This window comes from Alistipes sp., from assembly GCF_048465635.1.
GTDB lineage: Bacteria > Bacteroidota > Bacteroidia > Bacteroidales > Rikenellaceae > Alistipes.
Genome location: NZ_DBFWLF010000009.1, coordinates 134,789 through 154,429, shown reverse-complemented (window position 1 = coordinate 154,429; position 19,641 = coordinate 134,789). Strand labels below are relative to the sequence as shown.

At 66.4% G+C, this 19,641-nt stretch carries 19 protein-coding genes; 5 read left to right on the top strand and 14 right to left on the bottom strand.

The window, feature by feature from the left end; all coding sequences use genetic code 11:
* Positions 1-62 precede the first annotated feature (62 nt).
* The 14 genes from ACMO9O_RS04140 to ACMO9O_RS04075 form a co-directional block, all read right to left on the bottom strand.
* Positions 63-608, bottom strand: a complete 546-nt coding sequence (locus ACMO9O_RS04140; protein ID WP_418982351.1) for a KdsC family phosphatase — start codon at positions 606-608, stop codon at positions 63-65.
* Positions 584-1,357 carry a Rossmann-like and DUF2520 domain-containing protein gene (locus tag ACMO9O_RS04135; RefSeq protein ID WP_418982450.1) on the bottom strand — a complete coding sequence of 258 codons (774 nt, stop codon included), beginning with the start codon at positions 1,355-1,357 and terminating at the stop codon, positions 584-586. Before ACMO9O_RS04135 ends, ACMO9O_RS04140 begins: the two co-directional genes overlap by 25 nt.
* Before the next feature lie 2 nt (positions 1,358-1,359).
* On the bottom strand, positions 1,360-2,664 hold the full coding sequence (locus ACMO9O_RS04130; RefSeq protein WP_418982350.1) for a YhjD/YihY/BrkB family envelope integrity protein: 1,305 nt from the start codon (positions 2,662-2,664) through the stop codon (positions 1,360-1,362).
* Positions 2,665-2,690: 26 nt separating this feature from the next.
* Positions 2,691-3,842 carry a THUMP-like domain-containing protein gene (locus tag ACMO9O_RS04125; protein ID WP_418982349.1) on the bottom strand — a complete coding sequence of 384 codons (1,152 nt, stop codon included), beginning with the start codon at positions 3,840-3,842 and terminating at the stop codon, positions 2,691-2,693.
* Positions 3,839-5,314, bottom strand: a complete 1,476-nt coding sequence (locus tag ACMO9O_RS04120) for a ComEC/Rec2 family competence protein (RefSeq protein ID WP_418982348.1) — start codon at positions 5,312-5,314, stop codon at positions 3,839-3,841. Before ACMO9O_RS04120 ends, ACMO9O_RS04125 begins: the two co-directional genes overlap by 4 nt.
* 159 nt (positions 5,315-5,473) lie before the next feature.
* A complete protein-coding gene (locus tag ACMO9O_RS04115) occupies positions 5,474-5,884 on the bottom strand; it encodes a structural protein P5 (RefSeq protein ID WP_418982347.1) in 411 nt (136 codons plus the stop codon).
* Positions 5,877-6,302, bottom strand: coding sequence for a phage holin family protein (locus tag ACMO9O_RS04110; protein WP_418982346.1), 426 nt, complete (start codon positions 6,300-6,302; stop codon positions 5,877-5,879). Before ACMO9O_RS04110 ends, ACMO9O_RS04115 begins: the two co-directional genes overlap by 8 nt.
* A complete protein-coding gene (locus ACMO9O_RS04105; RefSeq protein WP_418982345.1) occupies positions 6,277-6,750 on the bottom strand; it encodes a hypothetical protein in 474 nt (157 codons plus the stop codon). Before ACMO9O_RS04105 ends, ACMO9O_RS04110 begins: the two co-directional genes overlap by 26 nt.
* A gap of 840 nt (positions 6,751-7,590) precedes the next feature.
* On the bottom strand, positions 7,591-8,817 hold the full coding sequence (locus ACMO9O_RS04100; RefSeq protein ID WP_418982344.1) for a phage portal protein: 1,227 nt from the start codon (positions 8,815-8,817) through the stop codon (positions 7,591-7,593).
* 70 nt (positions 8,818-8,887) lie between these two features.
* Positions 8,888-9,865, bottom strand: coding sequence for a hypothetical protein (locus tag ACMO9O_RS04095; RefSeq protein ID WP_418982343.1), 978 nt, complete (start codon positions 9,863-9,865; stop codon positions 8,888-8,890).
* Between the two features lie 39 nt (positions 9,866-9,904).
* A complete protein-coding gene (locus ACMO9O_RS04090; protein WP_418982342.1) occupies positions 9,905-10,768 on the bottom strand; it encodes a Clp protease ClpP in 864 nt (287 codons plus the stop codon).
* Positions 10,765-11,034, bottom strand: a complete 270-nt coding sequence (locus ACMO9O_RS04085; RefSeq protein ID WP_418982341.1) for a hypothetical protein — start codon at positions 11,032-11,034, stop codon at positions 10,765-10,767. The genes ACMO9O_RS04090 and ACMO9O_RS04085 overlap by 4 nt, the downstream gene beginning before the upstream one ends.
* Positions 11,035-11,036: 2 nt before the next feature.
* A complete protein-coding gene (locus ACMO9O_RS04080; RefSeq protein WP_418982340.1) occupies positions 11,037-13,397 on the bottom strand; it encodes a hypothetical protein in 2,361 nt (786 codons plus the stop codon).
* Positions 13,388-14,656 (bottom strand): hypothetical protein, encoded by a 1,269-nt coding sequence (locus ACMO9O_RS04075; protein WP_418982339.1) that lies wholly within the window; start codon positions 14,654-14,656, stop codon positions 13,388-13,390. Before ACMO9O_RS04075 ends, ACMO9O_RS04080 begins: the two co-directional genes overlap by 10 nt.
* A gap of 350 nt (positions 14,657-15,006) precedes the next feature.
* Between ACMO9O_RS04075 and ACMO9O_RS04070 the strand changes: the two genes are divergently transcribed.
* The 5 genes from ACMO9O_RS04070 (at position 15,007) to ACMO9O_RS04050 (ending at position 19,621) form a co-directional block, all read left to right on the top strand.
* The gene (locus ACMO9O_RS04070) at positions 15,007-15,600 is read left to right on the top strand and encodes an ABC transporter substrate-binding protein (RefSeq protein WP_418982338.1); all 594 of its coding nucleotides are present in this window, start codon (positions 15,007-15,009) and stop codon (positions 15,598-15,600) included.
* Between the two features lie 65 nt (positions 15,601-15,665).
* Positions 15,666-16,649 (top strand): CorA family divalent cation transporter, encoded by a 984-nt coding sequence (locus ACMO9O_RS04065; protein ID WP_418982337.1) that lies wholly within the window; start codon positions 15,666-15,668, stop codon positions 16,647-16,649.
* 152 nt (positions 16,650-16,801) lie between these two features.
* Positions 16,802-18,277 (top strand): oligosaccharide flippase family protein, encoded by a 1,476-nt coding sequence (locus ACMO9O_RS04060; protein ID WP_418982336.1) that lies wholly within the window; start codon positions 16,802-16,804, stop codon positions 18,275-18,277.
* A gap of 32 nt (positions 18,278-18,309) precedes the next feature.
* On the top strand, positions 18,310-18,468 hold the full coding sequence (locus tag ACMO9O_RS04055) for a hypothetical protein (protein WP_418982335.1): 159 nt from the start codon (positions 18,310-18,312) through the stop codon (positions 18,466-18,468).
* Position 18,469: 1 nt separating this feature from the next.
* A complete protein-coding gene (locus ACMO9O_RS04050) occupies positions 18,470-19,621 on the top strand; it encodes an ATP-binding protein (RefSeq protein ID WP_418982334.1) in 1,152 nt (383 codons plus the stop codon).
* Positions 19,622-19,641 lie beyond the last annotated feature (20 nt).

Sequence of the window (19,641 nt, the reverse complement as noted above, 5' to 3'; positions counted from 1 at the left end):
CAGCGGAAACCGCTGACGACTCCCGCCGGAACACCGCAGCCGATCTTCCCCCCCCCAGCTCCCTACCGCGAAGCGGCCAGCGACGAAGGGGTCACCCCCTGCGAGTCGCGTGCCCAGTCGCCGCGGGCGCGCAGCACCTGCTCGATGATATCGCGCACGGCTCCCTCGCCGCCGCGGAACTCCGAGACATAGCGCGAGGTTTCGAGGACCTCCGACGCGGCGTCGGCCGGGCAGACCGGGATGCCCACTTCGCGCATGCACTCCAGATCGGGAATGTCGTCACCCATGTAGATTGCGCGGGCGGGGTCGATCCCCTCCTCGGCGAAATACTGGCGCAGGACGGCGATTTTGTCCATGCAGTCGGTCCAGTAACGCGTGATGCCGAGCATCTGCAGGCGGCGTTCGAGCGTGGGTCCGCGCCCTCCGGTGATGATGCAGACCTTGTAACCCCGCTTGATGGCGTATGCCAGCGCGTAGCCGTCCTTGGCGTTGTAGCGGCGGATAAAGTCGCCGTCGACGGTGGGGATGATCCCCCCGTCGGTCATCACGCCGTCGACGTCGAAGATGAACGCTTCGGCGGCGGCTATGTCCTCTTTGAAATTTCCCATATATAGTGACTGATCGTTTCGTAAATCGCTGCGAGATCGGGCTGCCCGGAGAGCATGCGCGCATGCCGTTCGAGCGTGGGGCGGTCGCCGCGCACGGCGGGTCCCGTCTGCACGTCGGCCGGGGACGCCGCGTCGCACGCCTTGGCGGCGGTTTCGGCGATCAGGGGCTTCAGCAGGTCGAACCCCAGCCCCGCGTCGCGCAGGATCGCGGCACCGGCGCCGTAGAGGGCGTTGGCGAAGTTGCAGGCGAAGACCCCCGCCAGATGGAGCCGTGCCCGTTGTGCGGAGTCGGCGAAGAGCACCGTGTCGGAGAGCTGTCGGGCGAATGCCTCCAGCGGCTCACGCAGCGCCGGGGTCGAACACTCCAGAAAGAGGGGTATCTGCCGGAAGTCGACCGCGCGGCCCCGGGTGAAGGTTTGGAGCGGGTAGAAGACTGCCCGCAGCGGGAAGCGCTTCAGGGCGTCGATCGGCACGCTGCCCGCCGTGTGGGCCACGACGGCCCCGGTCGGTACGGGCAGCGAAGCGGCGACCTCCGCCACGGCCCGGTCGCTCACGCAGAGCAGGTAAACGTCCGCTTCGGCGAGCTGCTGCGGATCGGCGGTCCACGCCGTTCCGGCCAGCCGCGCCACCTCCGGCCCGCGCTGCGGATTGCGGGCGAAGAGCTGGACCAGGTCGAGGCCGCTGCGGGCAACGGCCTGCGCGAGCGCTTCGGCCAGGTTGCCGCTTCCGACGATGACAATGCGCTGCAGGGTCATAGCAGGTCGGTGAGTTTGACATTGTCCTGCGAGGCGCGCGCCTGCTCCTTGAGCAGTTCCAGCTCGCGGTCGATGCGTGCCAGCTCGGGCGTCGGGGCGTATTCGAACGCGTTCTGCCCCGCCTTTTCGACCGCTTCGAGCACGCCGTAGACGGTCATCTCGGTAATGTCGCGCGCCGGGGCGTAGGCGACCTCGCGCTCCCCGTCCCCGTTGCGCACGGCAATCAGCTGCCCGGCCTGCACCAGCTGGTAGAGCACGTCGTTGACGATGCGCGTGGGCAGTTCGAGCCGGTCGCGGATCGTGTCGGCCGCAACGGCTCCGCCCTGGTCGCGGAAGTGGCGGATGACGGTGAGCATCGTCGCCAGCAGGATTTTCCGACGCTGGTCGTAGCTCACCAGCAGCGATTCGCGCTCCTCGCCGAAGCGGGAGCTGTTCTGGTAGGCGAACGACAGCTCGCCGCCGAACAGCAGAATCTGCCACGAGGTCTGCAGCCAGATCAGCAGCAGCGGCAGGGCCGCGAAACTGCCGTAGATGGCGTTGTAGGAGGTCATCCACCGCTGCACGTAGAGGTAGCCCCACTGGAAGACCAGAAAGAGCGTACCCGCGACGATGCCGGCCATCAGGGCGCTGCGGAAGCGGACCCGGGCGTTGGGGATGATCATGTAGAGCAGCGAGAACATCATCCAGATCACGGCCAGCGAAACCAGCCGCGAAAGGAGGTTGAAGAACCAGCTGTCGTCGAAGCCCAGGAGCTGCTCGGCGAAGTTGCCCACGGCGTTGGCCACGATCCACAGCAGCGGCACGATCAGCACCACGGCGATGTAGTCGGTGTACTGGCGGGTGATGCTCCGCTCGACCTTCACCTCCCAAATGTTGTTGAAGGCGCTTTCGATCGAGCTGAAGACCCGGATCACCGCCCAGAAGAGCATGACCAGCGCCACGGCGGCCACCACGCCCCCCTGCGTGCGGGCCAGCGCCTTTTCGGCGAAGCCCACCAGGTAGTCGACGATCTCGGGATTCTGCGGGAAGAGCGAGTAGAGGTTGGCCACCAGTCCGTCGGCCAGTCCGAACCCCTTCACCACGGCGAAGACCACCGCGATGATCGGCACGAGCGACATGAGCGTGTAGAAAGTCAGCGCCGCCGAGCGGATGATCGTCCCGTGTTCGAGCAGTCCGCGGGCCGTGTAGAAGAGCAGCTTGTATTGCTGCACGAGCCACCGTACCACGGGGTTGCGCCACTCGCAGGCGTCCCGCTGAAAGATCGTCGTGGTGAAATAGGTGATTATCTCGCTCAGTTTCATGGCGCGCTAAGGTTGTGCAAAGCTAACTATTTTAAATGGATAACCCAATAATCGTTCCCGATTTTCGTGAAGGCCAGCCGCCGCTCGCCGCCCGCATGCACGCCCAGCCGCCGCATCAGCTCTTCGGCCGGTAGCGGGAAGTCGCGCTTGAGAAGCTCCGCCCCGCACCCCGCCAGCTCGCGCCGGAGCCGCCGCGGGTCGTAGGGTTCGATCCGCTCGATGGCCAGCGCGCGGCCCAGAATGTCGCGGGGTTCCTCCCCGGCGAAGGCGAAGCCGTTCGGGCTCCACATTTCGGCGCGCCCGTTGAGGTGGAGCCGCGCCAGCCGGATCTTTTGCAGCGCCACGTCGGGGATCACCAGCCACCGGTAACGCTCGGGGCGGAACTCCCCGGGGGCGGGCAGCGCGGCCGCCGCACCCGGTTCGGCCGAGAACGAGCCGCGCCCGATCGCCGTGGCCGTCAGCAGCGGCGCGGAGCCGTCGGCATAGACCACCACCTCCTTGCATTCGTCGGCCAGCGAGAGCGCCTCGACGCGGCAGGGACCGTAGATGCGCGGGGCTTCGTCGACGTCGAACAGAGGCGAATGCTTGACGCACAGCCGCTCCGACAGCTCCCGCAGGCGCGGCAGCAGGGCCGCGATGTCGGGCGAGCACTCCTCCAGCCGCACTTTTTTGCGGCCGTCGGCCCCGCGGCGGTCGGGATCGGCGTAGATCCAGTCGAAACGCTCGTCCGTGCGGGCGAGATACTCCTCCGCCGACGCGTTGACCACCTCGATATTGGCAGCACCCATTCCGGAAAAGTTCCGACGGGCGACGGCCGCCAGCACGGGGTCGCGTTCGAGGGTCACCACGCGCCGGAAACGACGGCTGAGGAAGAGCGCGTCCACGCCCAGTCCGCAGGTCAGATCGAGCGCCGCATCGCCCGAAAGCAGCTTCGCGGCCGCGCACGCTTCGCTCGACGCCTGTTCGAACGCCCGGGGCGGCAGGATGCACTGCGCCGCGGCATACGTCGGCAGCTTGCGCTCGGCCCGCGCGAGGTACTTGACCTGCGTGGCCACCAGCCGCGCATGGGGGATGCGGTCATCAAGCGCGACCTCCAGCGGGTCGCGGCCCCGCGCTTCGGCGATGGCCCGCTGCACCTCGGGTGAGGTGAGCGCCGTGAACTCTTCTGCGGTAATCATCGATGCAAAGTTACGCTTTTTTTCGGTTCCGCGGACCAGCAGGCGAGCGTCGCAAGGGCGAAAAGGAGGTAGAGGGCAGCGGTGGCCGGCAGTCCGGGCGCGTATTCGGCGCTGCCGGCGGGATGTCCGGCCGCGAACCCCGCCAGCGCATCGAGCCAGCGGGCCGCCTGCGTCAGGATAAACCGGAGCGGCGGGGCGAGGATCGGCAAGGGTATCGCCAGCCAGAGCGTGCCGCCCAGAACGATGACCGTGGCGAGCAGGATCGCCAGCGGGCTGAGCAGGATGCCCGCCAGCGGAACTACACCGAACGTATGCGCCACGAGCGGGGCGACGGCCGCACTGGCCGTCAGGCTGATGACCAGCGCACCGATCGCTGCGTCGGCGAGCCGCCGCCCGGTGCGAAGACGCCGGCAGAGGGGCACGCCCCATGCGAGGATGGCCCCGACGGCGAGAAACGACAGCTGAAAACTCTGATCCCCGAGCCAGGCGGGGTTCCACAGGAGCATGCCGAAGGCGGCCGCCGCCAGCGCGTTCAGGGCGACGTACTCCGACGAGGAGGCCAGCGCCGTCTGCAGCAGTGTGCACATCACGGCGGCCCGCACGGCGCTCGGCGGGAACCCTGCGGCCGCGACGAAGAGCCACACGGCCCCGGCGGCCAGCAGGTTGCGCACGAGGTGACCCCGCCTCAGCAGCGGCAGCCACCACAGCGCCAGGTTAACCAGCGCGAAGACGATGCCCGTATGCAGCCCCGACACGGCCAACAGGTGCGCAAAGCCGCTGCGCGAATAGACGGCCCGCAGTTCGGGCGTGATGCCGCTCCGGTCGCCCGCCGTCATGGCCTGCACGACCGCGCCCGCATCGCCCGCGATTTTCAGCCGCCGCATCCGTTCCGCCGCCCGCACGTGGAGCGTGTGCCGCACCTCGGGCAGGCGGCAGAGCAGGGTGCGTTCGCCGACCCAGAGCGTTCCGGCAAACCCTCGCCGGGCCATCAGCCTGCGATAGCCGTCCGGACCGCCGAAGGGGCGGATGCGGCCGCGGCAGCAGAAGCGCTCCCCACTGCCGAGTGGGGTCAGGCTGTCCGCCCGCAGCGCAATACGGTCGCCCGCGGCGTGCCACCTCCCGTCCGCCGGGTCGCGCCACGCCGTAACGACGGCGTCGGCCGTCTTGTAACGCCCCCGGTCGACGGGGATCCCGTCGACAAGCACTTCGTAAGTGGTCTCGACACCCCGCGGTACGGCAGGCTCCCCGGTCCGCAGCTGAGCCGCGCCGAATCCCGCCGCGAGGAGCATCCCCGCAAGGCTGAGCGGCGAGCGCAGCAGCAGGGCGACGGCTCCCGTGCACACGAAAGCCCCTGCGAGAAACCACAGGGGCAGTGTGCCGTGCTCCGCGAGCGCAATTCCGGCCGCGAAAGGGACGACGATCCGGAGCATGGGCATGCGTTCCAACCGTTCTGCAAGACAGCGGGTGTTCATGCTTCCAAAGATAGTAAAAAAAGGCGGAATCAGGCGCTTTTCGGTTCGCTTTTGGCGGGGCGAGCGGTTGTGACGAGCTTCCTTCGTCCGCAGTCGATCGGGGAGGGCGAAACCTTTCCGGTCCGTGGACGCGGCACAGGCGGCCCCTCCCGCCCCGGGTCAGGGTCGGTGGCGGATGAAAAGCTCCCAACCGCCAGCCACCTCTTCCGGGACGGCTGGGGTTCCGTTCTCCACCCGGACGATGGCAGCCGCGACGGCGGTCATCGTCGCCCGGTCTTCGGTGTCGAGCGGCCGGTCGGGGTCGATCCCCGTCTGCCGCGACACGGCACGGATGTACTCCTGCGTGGCATTCTCCGCGGGAGGCGCCCAGCGGGCGATCATGCCCGAGAGGGTGTCCAGGCCGTACCGGCGCCGGTAGGTGTCCAGCAGGACGAAGATCGCCCGGTAGCCCCAGGCGCGCGAGGCGAACTGCTTGAAAGCGGGGTCCTGCGAGGGCCGCACCTCGCCTCGGTAACGCACCCGTGATCGGCGGATATTGCCCGGGTTGTTGTTCCTGAGGCCCCTACTCATCGCCCGCCTCCTTTCGGATGCGGCGGCCCACGTAGCGGCGCAGCCAGCGGAAGAGCGGCGCGTCGGAGAGCTGCGCGGCGTTCTCCAGAAACGACCACAGCTCCACGCCGCACGTGAATCCCGTGAATAACCGTGCCAGATTGAGCTGGAGGAAGCCCAGCACGCAGCTGTCGATCAGCCAGGCCATGGCGATGGCCGTGAGCGTCAGCGCCAGTTTGACCACCGTGCGCCACGCCTTGCGGCTTTCAAAACACCACGGGCGTCCGGCGTGACGGGCCGCGGTGCGGTCGGCGGCCACGCCCGAGAGGAAGTCGATGCCGATGAAGAGCATCGTGCACGCCACCAGCGGGGCGATGGGAGCGAACAATGCCGTCAGGGCTGCCGCCGCGCCGCTAACGAGTTTGTACCAGGTTTCCATCGAGCGAGCAGCGGTTGAGGATGTCTTTTTCGGGTTCGTATTCCGGGAATGCGTCCCGGTGGTCGGCCAGATGGCGGGCGGCCCGGCGCAGGAGGGTGCGAGCTTCTGCGTGAAGAGCCTTCCGCTGGCGTCGGCGCGCTTCGGCATCGGCCGGACGGGCGTAGGCGGTGTAGGGGGCGGTAGCTCCGCCGCGGTCGGTGCGGATATCCAGCCGCGGCTGGATCATTGCCCGGGTGAAGAGGGCGACGGGGGCGGCGAGGTATTCGGTCCTGAAATCGGGATAGCCGCCCGCGAGCAGTTTTTCGTGGAGCGCGGGACCGAGGACCGGGACGAGGTAACGCTGTTCGGCGGCGGCGATGTCGGCCTCGACGATCGTTGTCGGCGGCAGGTATTCGCCGTCGCCGAACGCCAGGCGGAGCGCCTGCGAGGGAGTGATCAGTGTTTTCATTGGGATAAAGAGTTAATTGGTTTGAGTGGGTAGCGGCCTGCGGAGGGGCATATCGGGCGAGAATGTCCGGACGCAGCCTGCGGAGTTTGAAGAGCAGGGATTCATATTTTAGACGAATCGTATTGCAATGGGATTCCTGTTTAGGGACGCAGCCTGCGGAGGGACGCGATCAGCGGGCCTCCGCGCCGGGAGGCTGCGGCCCGCCGACCTAAAGGTCGAAAACATGACGGAGCACATTCGGCCCGCAGTTCTTCGAACCGGATCTCTTGCCCTTTCTTTAGAAGAAAGGGCGAAAGAACCGCGCACGCAGAAAACGGCGGCCGGTCGTCCTCCGCCTCACTGAACGGGCACGAAAGCTAAAGCATATCGCACGCCCGTTCCGGGCGCTCGTCGTCGTCCGACCGCAATTCCCGCCGTTTCCGGAAGTGCGCGACGGAGGTGCAAAGCTGTCGCTTTGCTTAGATATAATTGAGGCGCGTTGCCGGGAGCCTCGGTTCAGGGTCGCAGCCTGCGGAGGATACGCAACAGAGGGCCTCCGCTGCCGGAGGCTGCGGCCCGCCGACCTAATGGTCGAAAGCAGAATGAGAGGGATTGCGCCCGCCGGCCTAAAGGTCGAGAAAGGAACAGAACAAAACGATTGTGGCCTGCGAGGCTCATGGCCGAAAACCAATTGATAAGATGAAATTTTTCTCAACCAACCGGATCGTACGCCATCTCCCTCCCTGAGGGAGGGCCGGGGTGGGGTCAGATTTATGAACGCGGCGGCACGCCGCGAGGCTTCGGCGGTCGGACTTCCTTGACCGTAATATGATCCGAAGAGTGGTCAGATCGACCTTCCTCCTACTCGATCGACCGGATATTGTACTTGGTAATCTCCGAGAGGAACGCCTGCTGGCGCTCGTCCTCCGGGTCGTAGTCCAGTCCGTCGGCCTTGCGGGCCTCCCAGACCTTCATATAGATCGGTTTAGTGCGGGTCGGCGGCCGGTTGACCACCTGCAGCGACGAGGCGTCGATCCCCAGTACCGTGCCGAGCAGCGAGCGCACCGGCTCCATCAGCTCGGCCTGTTCGGCCAGGATCACCGTGTTGAGCGCCACCTCGTATTCGTGCAGGATGCGCTCGGCGCTGAACCCCGCGGCGTAGTCCAGTCCGCTCAGGGTCCGGAACCAGGAGTGGGCCACGACGATATCCCCCACGGCCTGCTCGTGCAGCGCCCGCCAGTCCCCCTCGTTCTGCGAGGCGATGGGGATGAAGCGCGAGTTGTCGTTCTCCTGCCCGCCGTCGCGCAGCACGAACATCACCTGCCCCGGATTTCCGGCGAACTTCCTCTCGGCCAGCCGCACGATGCGCTCGGCCTCGGCTTCGTTGTCCACCGACGAGTCGAGCATCATCACGCCCGAGAGCTGGAACGAGTTGTCGAGCCGCGAAATGTTCCAGCGGTCGGTCTTATAGGCGATGGCCGAGACGCTGAATCCGGCGATGTAGGGCGGCACGCCGTAGTGGGTGAACGTCGGTTCGTAGTCCTTGTAGTGGACGATCGTGCGCAGCGTCCCGTCGGCCTGCCGCTCGAACTGCGGCCACAGGGGCAGCGTGCGCGCCTCCGAGGCGTTGAAGGCCGTCCAGTCGTGGTGCAGCAGCACGTGCGCCGAGTCGCGGGCCACCCGGCAGCGCGACGCATCCTGATGGTAGAGCGCCAGATACGTGTGTCCCGGATCGGTCACCGCCTCCAGAAAGGCGTTGCCGAAGAGCGACTTGTCGAAGGCGAGCTTGTTGAGCACCTGCCTCAGGCTCTCCCCGCCGTTGGCCCGGTGCACGAAGGCCGCCAGTCGCGGCTGCCGGGCCTCGTCGCAGACGAATCCCTTGCCCGAGATGTAGTCGGCCTTGTCGTTGATGATGCGGCGGTGGGTGGTCGAGCGGCGGGCCATCAGCGCCAGCGCGAGGGGGAAGAGGTTGTCGTCGCCCCAGCGCCAGAACTTGTCGCTCTCGATGCGTCCCGCGCCGAGCGTGAGGTAGGGGTCCGTGCGGTCGGCGACCCCCACGGCGGTTCGGTTTTTTCTCTTTTTGTTCATTTTCGACGGTTTAAAAGGCCGCCGCCGCAACCCGCGGATCTTCTCCGCGGGCGGCAGGCGGCAGCTGATTTTACTGACGGTAGGCGTACGCTAAAAGCGTCTCGTCGAGGATGTCGCACCCGGCCATGAAGACGGCCCGCTGGCGGTTCTCCATCTGGTCGGGGTTGTACCACATGCGCACCTCGTTGCCCGGGAAGTCGGCCGTATTGACCGCCAGCACCAGGTTGCGCCGGTCGGTCAAGAGGCAGAACGACTGATGGAGGGAGGTTCCGACCAGGTAGTTGGCCAGCCGCACGTCCACCACCGGAATGCCGTGGTAGGCCAGCCCCTGCCGGCCGTCGACCGTTCCCGAGTAGGCGGCGTCGGCTCCCTTGGCGTCGAGGTACTTTTCGTAGCTGTAATACAGGTCCGAGGTGACGAACAGCACGAGCTGTCCTTCGCTTTTGACGTCCTGCAGCCGGCTGGGGGCGTGCTGCCACAGGTCGTCGAACAGCTCCACCACCTTCTCCGGAGCGGTCATATCGGCTTTCTGGTAGACGGCGTTGTAGAACGCTTCGCCGTCGCACCCCGCCTTGATTGTCTTGAGGAAGCCGTCGAAAGTGTTGTAGCCGCTGGCCGAAGCGCTGTCGCCCACCCACATCGTGGCGCGGATGTTTTCGGCTACGGCCTGCTTGAAGAGCGCCGTTTCGGCCTGCTCCAGCTCCGACCCGGTCAGGTCGTCGAGGTTCACGTCGGCCCGTGCGGCGATCTTCTCGTAGACCAGCGAGAAGTAGTCGGACGCCGAGAATCCCAGTTCGGCCTTCACGCGCTTGAGTGCGATGGTCTTCTGGTATTTGGCCGCGGGAGCGCCGCCCGTCCACCCCGCGGCGTTGTACTGCTGGAGGATGTTGCGCTGCCCGTCCCACAGATGGACGGTCGTGGGCGTGGGCAGGTTGTAGAGGACGCGCACCCCCAGATCGAGGGCCGACGGCCCGGTGAGCATGGGGCGGAAGAAGATGGTTTCCAGATCGGAACCCGTGTACTGCTTGGCATTTTCGAGAAAACTCATGGTGTTTGGTTTTTGAGGGTTGATAAAGGGTGGATGGTGCTACTTACGAAGCTGTTTCGCGTCTTCGGCGTAGGCGCGTTCGTTGGCCGAGCGGACGGTCTCCGCGTGGGAGGGGTCCTCGCGCGGCAATGTCGTCGTGGGGCCGATGCGGGCGAGGGCTTCGGCGGCCGGACGCTGCCGCAGGGCGGCCTCCTCCACGTCGAAGTGCAGCACGTTGCGGTCCGCCGGGAGCGTCTGCTGCCGCGCGACGCCGATCGCGGCCAGCAGCCGTTCCCAGCCGCGGGCGAGGTTGCGCGTGAGCGACGTGGCGGGGAGCTCATCCGGCTCGATGAGCCGGTCGGCCAGCCCCGCCGCGACCGCCTCTTCGGGCGAGAGCCAGCGGCCGCAGCCGTTGTTCTCGGCCATCAGGGCCTCGAACTGCGCGGCGGGACGCCCCGAGCGGGCGGCGTAGACCGCGGCGATGCGGGCGTCGGTCTGCCGGAGCAGGTCGAGCTTGCCTGCGATCTCGGCAGCGTTGCCCTCCGTGGCGCAGACGGCCGTGTGGATTAGGTAGAGGGCGTTGGCCGAGATTTCACGACACCCCTCCGAGGCGGCCTGCGCGATGATGGTGGCGGCGGAGGCGGTGTAGCCGTAGCAGCGGGTGGTGATGCGCGCTCCGGTCTGTTGCAGGGCGTCGTGGATGAGCAGCGCGTCGTTCACGTCGCCGCCCGTCGAGCGGATGTCGACCACGACCTCCTGCGCCTCGATTGCGCCGATGCGCCGCACCGCCTCCCGAAACTTCTCGTAGGTGGCTACGCGCTCGTCGGGGTTTTCGAACTGCCACTCTTCGGGCACGCCGATCGTCCCCTCGATGGCGATGCGGCATACGTCGGCCGCATTGTTGATCTGAATTTCCGATTTCATTCCTGGGATTTTTTGATTTGGTAATAGTAGCTGCTGCGGGCCTTTTCGTAGGAGCAGCAACAGGTTCGTGCGGCGGCGTGCAGCGCCTCGCAGCGGGGCATTCCCTCCGTCGTGAGCCGACGGACCTCCCCGACGACGACCAGCCGCTCGCAGGCCCTCGGGTCGATCAGCCCCGCGGCGAAGAGCCGGCGGACAGCCTCCTCGCCCGTAAGGCCCCGCACCAGGCCGAGCGCCGTTTCGATCAGATGTTGTTCGTGTCCGCTCATCGTCAGTCCTCCGGCAGCCGGATGAAGGTGCAGCGCGCCGTGCGGGCGTCGGGATCGTAGTCGCCGATGGACTGGAGCGTGGCGCGCACGCACCCGGCGCCCGTGTCGATCCGGAAGACCGACCTCAGCTCGGGCGCTCCGCACCCCGGCGTGAAGAGCGCCTCGAACTCGTGGGGCGCGAGCCGCACGGAGAGGGTGATGCGCTCCAGCGACTCCTCCTGCGCCACCTGCCGCCGGTAGTAGCGGTTGAGCCCCTGCGCGCCGTCGCGGTCCTCGAAACAGAGCGTGAACGCCTCCGCCGCCGCGTCGCCCGCGAAGTGGAACGCCGCCAGCGGATAGGCGGCCCCGGTCGAAGGGTAGCCCCACCGCTCGTTCTGGGGCAGGGGGTGCAGCCCGGCGTAGCGGACGATGCGGGGCGTGAAGCCGCTTCCGTCGTCCTGCGCCGCGTCCCGGTCGCCCATTTGCAGCAGCAGCGCCGAGGGGGCGTTGAGGTAGTGCCCCGCGGAGCTGAGCGTGGGGTGGAAAAGCGCGTTGCGCAGCACCTGCTCCCCCTGTTTGGCCGCCGGAGACGGCGCGCAGGCGGTCCATGCCCCCAGCTCGGTTCCGGTCTGCGCCGCGAAGCGCGTCACGGCCCCGTCCCCCGCGCCGTAGCACCAGGTCCTCCGCTCGTGAATCTCCGGCACGATCGGCTCCCGCACGACGGGCTGTGAAAAGTCGCTCCTGGCCCGCCAGTCGGCCTGGGGGCCCGCTCCGAAGAGGTCGTCCGCCGGTTCGGCGTAGACCGTCCGCGTCGCCTCGTCGCTCCAGAAGCGCAGGTTGAACAGGTGCGCCAACGCTTCCAGCAGCTCCGCCTGCCGGATGCGGTGCTGGGCCACGTCCGCGAAGCGGATCGGCGACCCGAACCCCGGGCCTGCGACGAACCGCGGCTGCAGCGAACACTCCTTGTGGAGGGTGAGCGACATCCCGGCCTCCGCTCCGAAGAAGTAGATCGTGTCGAACCGCTTGGGCGCCGCGGGCGAGACGACCTCCGCCGCCGTGCGCACGCGCAGCTCCACGGTCGTCTGCCCCGTCTCGCCCACGTAGCCGTCGTAGAGCGCCCAGTCGCCCGCATAAACGGTCCAGCCGCTGCCGCTGCGCACCCACAGCACCGGGTCGGCGAACGTCCCCAGCGCCGGCGTGGTCACCTGCGCTGAGCGGGCCGCGAACTCGGTCCACGCGCTGCCCGCCGCTCCGTCCCGGGTGAACGTCAGCCGGTACTGCGCCCCCGCCGCGTGGTCGAAGACGACGATGCGGTAGGTGTAGTTGGCCATGATCCGCTCCCGGCGGTCCTCGTAGCGGTTGGCCAGCGTGAAACGCATCTCCGACCCCGGGCCCAGGTAGACCGAATCGAATCCCCGCAGCTGCGTCCGCGTGAGGATGCGGTGGTCGGTGGTGTAACGGAGGTAGTACTCGAATCCGGCGCTCACCTCGGTCGGCGGGGTGAAGACGATCGCACCGCCCGTCAGCGAGAAGCAGCCGCCGTTGTTGGCCAGCTCAGGGATCGGCTCCCCGTCGCTGTCCACGGTCTGTGGCGTGGCGGTCTCGACGATGTTGCCTACCGAGTTGTAGAGCGCCCGCGGATCGGCGTAGACCCTTCCGGAGGAGTTCGCCTGCGCGGTCGCGGCCCCGAGCCGGCGGGCGAAAAAGCCCATGCGGGCAGCCTGAGCCCGCGTGTCGCGTGCCGGATAGGCTCCGCTCAGGTAGAGTGAGCGGAAGAACTCCGAGGCGAAGAAGCGGCTTTCGAGGTAGTATCCGGCCTCCGCGAAAACGGTCCCGACGAGCGTTGCGATGTGCAGGAAAGGGTGGTAGTCGTCCACCGAGAGCATCCGCTCCGCGGGCAGCAGGTCCGACGGACTGTTGCGCTGCGGGTATTCGTCGCGGTGGATGGGGAAGAAGCGCACGGGCGTCGGTTCGGTCCAGCTCGCAAGGATCGTCGAGGGGGTGAGCGAGGCCGCGTACTCAACTCCCAACGCATTGAACATCCGCTGTGCCGCCTGGTGCGCCCACCCGGCTCCCCCGTCGCGGATTTCGAGCGTGTACCCCTCGTCGGAGGCCGCCAGCAGCCGCACCGTGCCCGCCAGCAGAACGGCTCCGTCGGCCGTAAGCTCCGCCCGGTGCTGGGCGTCCTGAAACCGCACGGCCGCGTGGGGGTCGCGGGGGTGGTTCAGGATCGCGTCGTTGCGCGGGGTGGCGGGCACGCTCAGCCGCATCCGGCGCCCTTCGCGCCAGCCGTCCGCCCCGCACATTTTCGCGGCGTCATACCCCGGTACGGCGATGCGGTCGCCGCTGCGGTCGCACACCTGTCCGTCGATCTTCAGCTCCATGGCAGAGGGGTTTTGCAGCGGGGGCGAACCGCGATCTCCAGACAGCTCAGCGTACCGTGCCGGTGCACGACGGCCTGTTCGCTCACCACGTCGACGGGCTTGTAACCCGTCGGCGTGACCAGCCATACGTCGGGCGTCGCGGTCAGCTCGGAGAGCGCCTCCAGCACGGGGCGCACCTCGAACGCCGACCGCAGCGTCCGCCGCCGCTCCAGCGTGCCCGCGGCGGTGCGGCCGTCGGGACCGTATGCCCTGCTTTTGGTCGCCTCGACGACGGCGGAGACCTCCACCGGAAAGGTGTAGTGCTCGACGGAACCCGCGCTGCTCCGCCATGCGAGCCGCACCCCGTCGCAGGGCGCCGCGACGCGGGTGTAGCTGACGCTTCCGCACGCACCGGCGTCGACCGTGAGCGTCTCGGCTCCCGGAAAGTCGCGTGCATCGAGCCGGAACAGGTACACGCCCGGCCCCGGCACGGAGTAATTCACCGCGGTGGTCGTCTCTGCGTTCCGGGCGATCACCGTCACCGACTGCGCGGCGGCGGTCAGCAGCGTCAGCTCGTCGCACGCCCCGTCCGGCAGCAGGCGGACCGCCGGCATCGTGGTCAGCATCCCCGGGGCCGCAACGGCTTCCGCCGACGGCAGAAAGGTCCTCGCCGGAGCCGTGGCCGTTAGCGGCTGGAGCGGCACGCCCGCTCCGTCGACTGCGGCCCGGGCTGCCGCGGCTTCCCGAACGGTTGTGCCGGATGCGGCCGCTTCGCACGATGCGGTCATTTCGCTCGGCACAGCCGTTTCGCTCGGTGCGATTTCCGCCGCTGTCACTTTGTTTGCGGTCGTTCCGTTCCGGTCGGTTTCGTCCGACACTTTCGCCGATTCCGCCGTCGCTGCGCCGGATGCGGCGTCTTCGCTCTTTTCCGCCGCTGCCGCTTTGTCTGCGGTTGTTTTGATCCGGACGGTTTCGTCCGACACCTCCGTCGCGTCCGCCGCGACCTCCACCGTCGCCTCCACGACGGCCGTTACGGTGCGCCCGGTGGCCGGAAAGACCCCCGTGGGTCCGGCTGCGGGGGTGAACCGCAGGGCGGAGCGGAGGTAGGGCGCGGCGTCGAACGCCGCCTGCTGGACTGCTGCGAAGCGCTTGGCCCCGCGCAGCGTCCCGTCCGCATCGGTGATGCGGATCAGGACGGTCGCCGCCGCGGGGTGTCCGACCGCATAGTCGATCCGTCCGCCGAGCGGGGAAAACTGGGTTGGAATACGGGTGAATTGCATGGAAAAAGGGTTTTGGGTGAGACCCTCCCGAGGGCCGCTGCAATGCGGCGGGAGGACGATGGATGCGGGATGGAGCGGGCTGCCCGGACGGGTGGTCCCGGTCTGTTGAAAAGTGGTCGAAAACTTGTTGAAAAGTGTCGATAACGATCCTCAAGGTGTTGGAACAGAACTGCTCCCCGGTGTCGATAACTTTTGTCCGGAGCTTCCGGAGGTGTGGATCGCCGGACAAATATACGTCGGCCGATACCCCCTTGTCAAGACCCGGCGGCACTTTTTCTCGATTTTATGGAAAATTCTTCCGATTTTTGTTTACCTTTGTTCGATCGAACCAACCGTTTGACACCCTATGGATGATGGTCATAGTTCCCCGTATAGCGCTGGTGTCGTATCTCGATACGATACCCTTCCTCTATGGTGTAGGGCACGGAACTGATTTCCGCGCCGAACTTTCCACGTCCGATTTTTCCACCTCCGTACTCGATTTCCAGCAGCGCCGGGCCGACCTGGCGCTGGTTCCCGTCCATGTCGTCCCCTCGCTTGCGGATGCCCGCATCGTCACGGGCTACTGCCTGGGTGCGTCCGGCCGCGGGCCGCTCGACCGCCTGCTTGCGGAGGAACCCTCCTCGCCGCTCGCCGCACTCTTTGCGGGACCCGACGCTCCGCTCGCGGGTCTTCCGACCCCCCGCAAACCCTTTGCCTATGCGGTCTGGGTGGCGCATGCCGACACCGATCCCGACTGGAGCGAGGGGTTGCAGCACGCGCTGACCTACGGGCTGGAGCACACCTACGAAGCGGTCGTGGAGTACGGTTACGACCGCCGGCCGTACGATGCCTACGGCCACCTCTCGCAACTGGACTACATCTTCGACAATCAGAAGCGCAAGGCGCTCGAAAAGTTCTGGGACTCGGGCCTCAAGGTGGCTCCGAGGGCCAATCCCGGCTGAAGAGGTTGAGCGGGTGCGCCCGCCTCTCTGCCCAACGGATTCAGGAACTTTATAGAGAGCCTCTTATGATTACGATTTACCTCAAGCAGTACAACAAGATCATCCGGAATGCCGACACCCGCCTCTTCGATGAACTGGGTTACGACGACATCCTCTGGATCGACATGATGCTGCCCACCATCAAGGAGCAGAAGGCCGTCGAGAACTTCATGGAGATCAGCCTCCAGACCAAGCAGCAGGTCGAGGAGATCGAGTCGACTTCGAAGTACTCCGAAACGGAGAATGCCATCATCTCCAACTCCAACTTTTTCGTCCCCACGGGCGAATCGTTCATCGTCGAACCCGTCTCGTTCATCATCTCCAACGAGGGCGTGCTGGTTTCGGTGCGCAGCGCCGAGTTCCGCACCTTCCGCGAGACGGAGAAGCGGCTGCAGATGAACTACCGCAGTTACTCAACGGGTTACCACCTGTTCATCTCCCTGCTGGAGGTGCGCATCGACTTCGATGCCGACCTGGTGGAGCTGATCGCCAAGCAGGTCGCGGCGCTCTCGAAGGACATCAACTCCGAGGACTCGATCGACAAGGAGGTGCTGCACCGCATCAGCGCCCTGCAGGAATCGACCATGTCGCTGCGCGAGAACATCTTCGACCGCCAGCGCGTCCTCTCGGGCATCCTCCGCTCGGAGCGCTTCCCCAACGACATCTACCCGCGCCTGCAGCTGATGATCAAGGACGTCAACTCGCTGATCAACCACGCCGATTTCAGCTTCCAGCGTCTGGACTACATCCAGGATGCGGCGCTGGGTCTGATCAACATCGAGCAGAACGAGATCGTCAAAATCTTCTCGGTGGCCGCCGTGATCTTCATGCCCGCCACGCTCATCGCCTCGATCTACGGCATGAACTTCAAGTACATGCCCGAGCTGGACTGGCACGTCACGCTGCAAAACGGCTGGACCATTCCGCTGGGCTACCTGTTCGCCATCGGGCTGATGATCTTCTGTTCCGGACTGACCATCTGGTACTTCCGGTACAAAAAGTGGCTCTGATCCCGCCGATCGGAACCCGACTCGGCCCCGGACGGAACCTGCCCGTCCGGGGCTTCTGGTTTCGTCCCCTTTCTCTTCTTTCGTAGAAAGAAGAAGAAACCGCACGGCTTTTCCGCCGAAATTTGTATCTTTGCAGACTATACAGCCCCATTATGCTCGAAAAACTGGCCAAACAGACCGCCGTATACGGTATCAGCACCATCGTGGTGAGGTTCCTGAGCTACCTGCTCACGCCTTACTACACCCGTATTTTCGAGCAGGGAACCTACGGCGTGGTGACCGACGTCTACGCTCTGATTCCGCTGGCGCTCACGCTGCTGACGATGGGCATGGAGTCGAGCTACTTCCGCTTCTCGGCCCGCGCCGAGGAGGCGGGCGGCGACGTCCGTGCGGCCAAACGGCGGTTGTTCGCCACCACGTGGGGCGTCACCTCGCTCGCGGCGGTGGTCTTCCTCTTGGCGGTCCTCCTCTTCCGCGGCGGCATCTCCCGCCTGATGGGTCCGGCCTACGTCGCCCACCCCGAATACGTGGCGTGGGTCGGTGCGATCATCCTCTTCGACGTGTGGGCCTGCATCCCCTTCGCCCGGCTGCGCGAGCAGGGACGGGCCATGACCTACGTGGGGTTCAAGGCGCTCAACGTGGCGCTCAATGTGGCGCTGGCTTTCGCTTTCGGAGCCGCCGGACTTTTCGCCACCGACTTCGGCGTGGGCTGGGTCTTCGTCGCCAACTTCATCGCCAGCCTGGTGACCTGGGGGCTGATCCTCACCACCGCCGACCGGACCCTGCCCCGCATCGACCGCAAGCTGCTGGGGGCCGTCTTCGTCTATTCGCTGCCGCTGCTGGTGGGCGGACTAGCCGGCACGGCCAATGAGTTCCTCGACCGCCAGCTCATCAAATACCTCGTCCCGGCCTCGGCCGACCCGATGGCCCAGCTGGGCCTGTACGGCGCGATCACCAAGATCGCCGTGGTGATGATGCTCTTCTACCAGATGTACCGGCTGGCCGCGGAGCCGTTCTTCCTCTCGAACTTCAAGAAGTCCGATTTCGTGACGATGAACGCCGCGGCGCTGAAATACTACGTGATGGCCTCGATGCTCATCTTTCTGGGCATCGCCCTCTTCCGCGACGTCTTCGCCCGGATCGTGGGCCGCGACTTCCGCGAGGGGATCTACATCCTGCCGGTGATCCTGGGGGCCAACGTGCTCACGGGGGTCTGGCTCAACCTCTCGTTCTGGTACAAGCGCGAGGAGCGGACCTCGCTGGCGATCGTCGTCACGGGTTCGGGGCTGGTCGCCATGTTCGCCTTCGGCTGCTGGCTCATTCCGGCGTGGGGTTACTATGGCGCTGCGTGGGCGCGTCTGGCGAGCGAATCGGCGATGGTCGCCGTAAGCTGGTGGCTCAACCGCCGCTTCTTCCCGACGCCCTATGCGTGGGGACGCATCGGCGAATATGTCGCCGCGGCCCTGGCCGTCTTCTTCCTTTCGGAGGGCGTGATGCGGCTCACGGGCAATATTGTTGCCGGCTATGCGTTTAATATTGTGGTATTTGCGCTCTATGCCGCCTACCTGATCCGCCGCGAGCGGATCGACGTGGGCGCGATGGTGCGCGCAGCGCTTCGGAGAGGATGACGCGGGGCGGGAAAAACCGGCCGAAGATCGTCGTGCTGGGGGCGAGTTTCGCGCTCTTCCTCGTGGGTGCGGCGGCCCTGTCGCTGGAGCGGGGCACGCTGCGGACGGCGCTGCTCGCCGTGGCGCTGACCGCCCTTGCGGGGATCGCCGTTGCGCAGACGGTGCGCCGACTGCGAAAAAACCGAGATTGACATGCGATTTGCAGACATCATAGGACAGGAGGAGTTGAAGCGGCATCTGGTGCGCTCGGTCGATGCGGGCCGGGTGAGCCACGCCCAGCTCTTTACGGGACTTCCCGGTGCGGGAGCCCTGCCGCTGGCCGTGGCCTACGTGCAGTACCTCTGCTGCCGCCACCGCCGCGACGGCGATTCGTGCGGCGAGTGTCCCGACTGCCGGCAGATCTCCGCGCTGGCCCACCCCGACCTGCACCTGGTCTTTCCGGTCAACCGGCAGGGCAAGAAGTCGGGCGAAGCGATGCTCAGCGACGAATTTCTGCCTCCGTTCCGCGCCCTGTTCGCCGAGCGGGACGGCTACTTCTCCCCGCAGGAGTGGTACGACCGCCTCGATCTGGGTAAGACCCTGAAGGGAATGATTACGGCCCGCGAGGCCGACGCCATCATCCGCAAACTCTCGTTCAAGAGCTTCGAGGCCGACTACAAGACGATGCTCGTCTGGCTGCCCGAGGCGATGAACGAGGAGGCGGCCAACAAGATTCTCAAGATTCTGGAGGAGCCGTGGGAGCGGACGCTCTTCATCCTGGTCTCGGTGCAGCCCGACCTGCTGCTGCCGACGATCCTCTCGCGTACGCAGGAGGTCGCCGTGCCGCGCATCGGGACGGAGGTGCTCGAACGGCTGGCGGCGGAAAAGGTCGGGGACGATCCGCTCCGGGCGCGCAACCTGGCACGGCTCGCGGGCGGCGACCTGCTGACGCTGCAACACCTGCTGGCGGGCGAGAACGACGCGCTCCGGCGGGAGAATTTCGAGCTGTTCCGCGCGCTGATGCGGTTGAGCTACGGCGACAAACACCTCGAACTCATCGCGTGGGCCGAGGAGGCCGCCCAGCTCACGCGCGAGCAGCAGCGCGCCTTCCTGCGCGACGCCGCCCGCCTGCTGCGCGAGAGCTTCATGCTCCATGCGGGGATCGCGGAGGTGGGCTACCTCTGGGGCGAGGAGCTGGCGTTCTGTTCGAATTTCGCCCCGTTCGTCGGCGCGGGCAACATCGAGCCGCTCGTCGAGGAGATCGAGCGCGCTCTGGCCCAGATTTCGCAGAACGGCAATCCGACGATCGTATTCACGCACTTCGCGCTCTCGGTGAGCAAGATGATAAAACGTTTGGGACAATGAACGGACGCAAAACCGCCTGT

Excerpts from the sequence above, each read along its gene's own strand:
- ACMO9O_RS04120 (WP_418982348.1), bottom strand. The coding sequence starts at position 5,314 with ATGAACACCCGCTGTCTTGCAGAACGGTTGGAACGCATGCCCATGCTC.
- ACMO9O_RS04085 (WP_418982341.1), bottom strand. The coding sequence starts at position 11,034 with ATGAGCGGACACGAACAACATCTGATCGAAACGGCGCTCGGCCTGGTG.
- ACMO9O_RS04060 (WP_418982336.1), top strand. The coding sequence starts at position 16,802 with ATGCTCGAAAAACTGGCCAAACAGACCGCCGTATACGGTATCAGCACC.
- ACMO9O_RS04080 (WP_418982340.1), bottom strand. The coding sequence starts at position 13,397 with ATGGAGCTGAAGATCGACGGACAGGTGTGCGACCGCAGCGGCGACCGC.
- ACMO9O_RS04050 (WP_418982334.1), top strand. The coding sequence starts at position 18,470 with ATGCGATTTGCAGACATCATAGGACAGGAGGAGTTGAAGCGGCATCTG.
- ACMO9O_RS04115 (WP_418982347.1), bottom strand. The coding sequence starts at position 5,884 with ATGAGTAGGGGCCTCAGGAACAACAACCCGGGCAATATCCGCCGATCA.
- ACMO9O_RS04125 (WP_418982349.1), bottom strand. The coding sequence starts at position 3,842 with ATGATTACCGCAGAAGAGTTCACGGCGCTCACCTCACCCGAGGTGCAG.
- ACMO9O_RS04075 (WP_418982339.1), bottom strand. The coding sequence starts at position 14,656 with ATGCAATTCACCCGTATTCCAACCCAGTTTTCCCCGCTCGGCGGACGG.
- ACMO9O_RS04070 (WP_418982338.1), top strand. The coding sequence starts at position 15,007 with ATGATGGTCATAGTTCCCCGTATAGCGCTGGTGTCGTATCTCGATACG.
- ACMO9O_RS04065 (WP_418982337.1), top strand. The coding sequence starts at position 15,666 with ATGATTACGATTTACCTCAAGCAGTACAACAAGATCATCCGGAATGCC.
- ACMO9O_RS04130 (WP_418982350.1), bottom strand. The coding sequence starts at position 2,664 with ATGAAACTGAGCGAGATAATCACCTATTTCACCACGACGATCTTTCAG.
- ACMO9O_RS04110 (WP_418982346.1), bottom strand. The coding sequence starts at position 6,302 with ATGGAAACCTGGTACAAACTCGTTAGCGGCGCGGCGGCAGCCCTGACG.
- ACMO9O_RS04100 (WP_418982344.1), bottom strand. The coding sequence starts at position 8,817 with ATGAACAAAAAGAGAAAAAACCGAACCGCCGTGGGGGTCGCCGACCGC.
- ACMO9O_RS04095 (WP_418982343.1), bottom strand. The coding sequence starts at position 9,865 with ATGAGTTTTCTCGAAAATGCCAAGCAGTACACGGGTTCCGATCTGGAA.
- ACMO9O_RS04105 (WP_418982345.1), bottom strand. The coding sequence starts at position 6,750 with ATGAAAACACTGATCACTCCCTCGCAGGCGCTCCGCCTGGCGTTCGGC.
- ACMO9O_RS04090 (WP_418982342.1), bottom strand. The coding sequence starts at position 10,768 with ATGAAATCGGAAATTCAGATCAACAATGCGGCCGACGTATGCCGCATC.
- ACMO9O_RS04140 (WP_418982351.1), bottom strand. The coding sequence starts at position 608 with ATGGGAAATTTCAAAGAGGACATAGCCGCCGCCGAAGCGTTCATCTTC.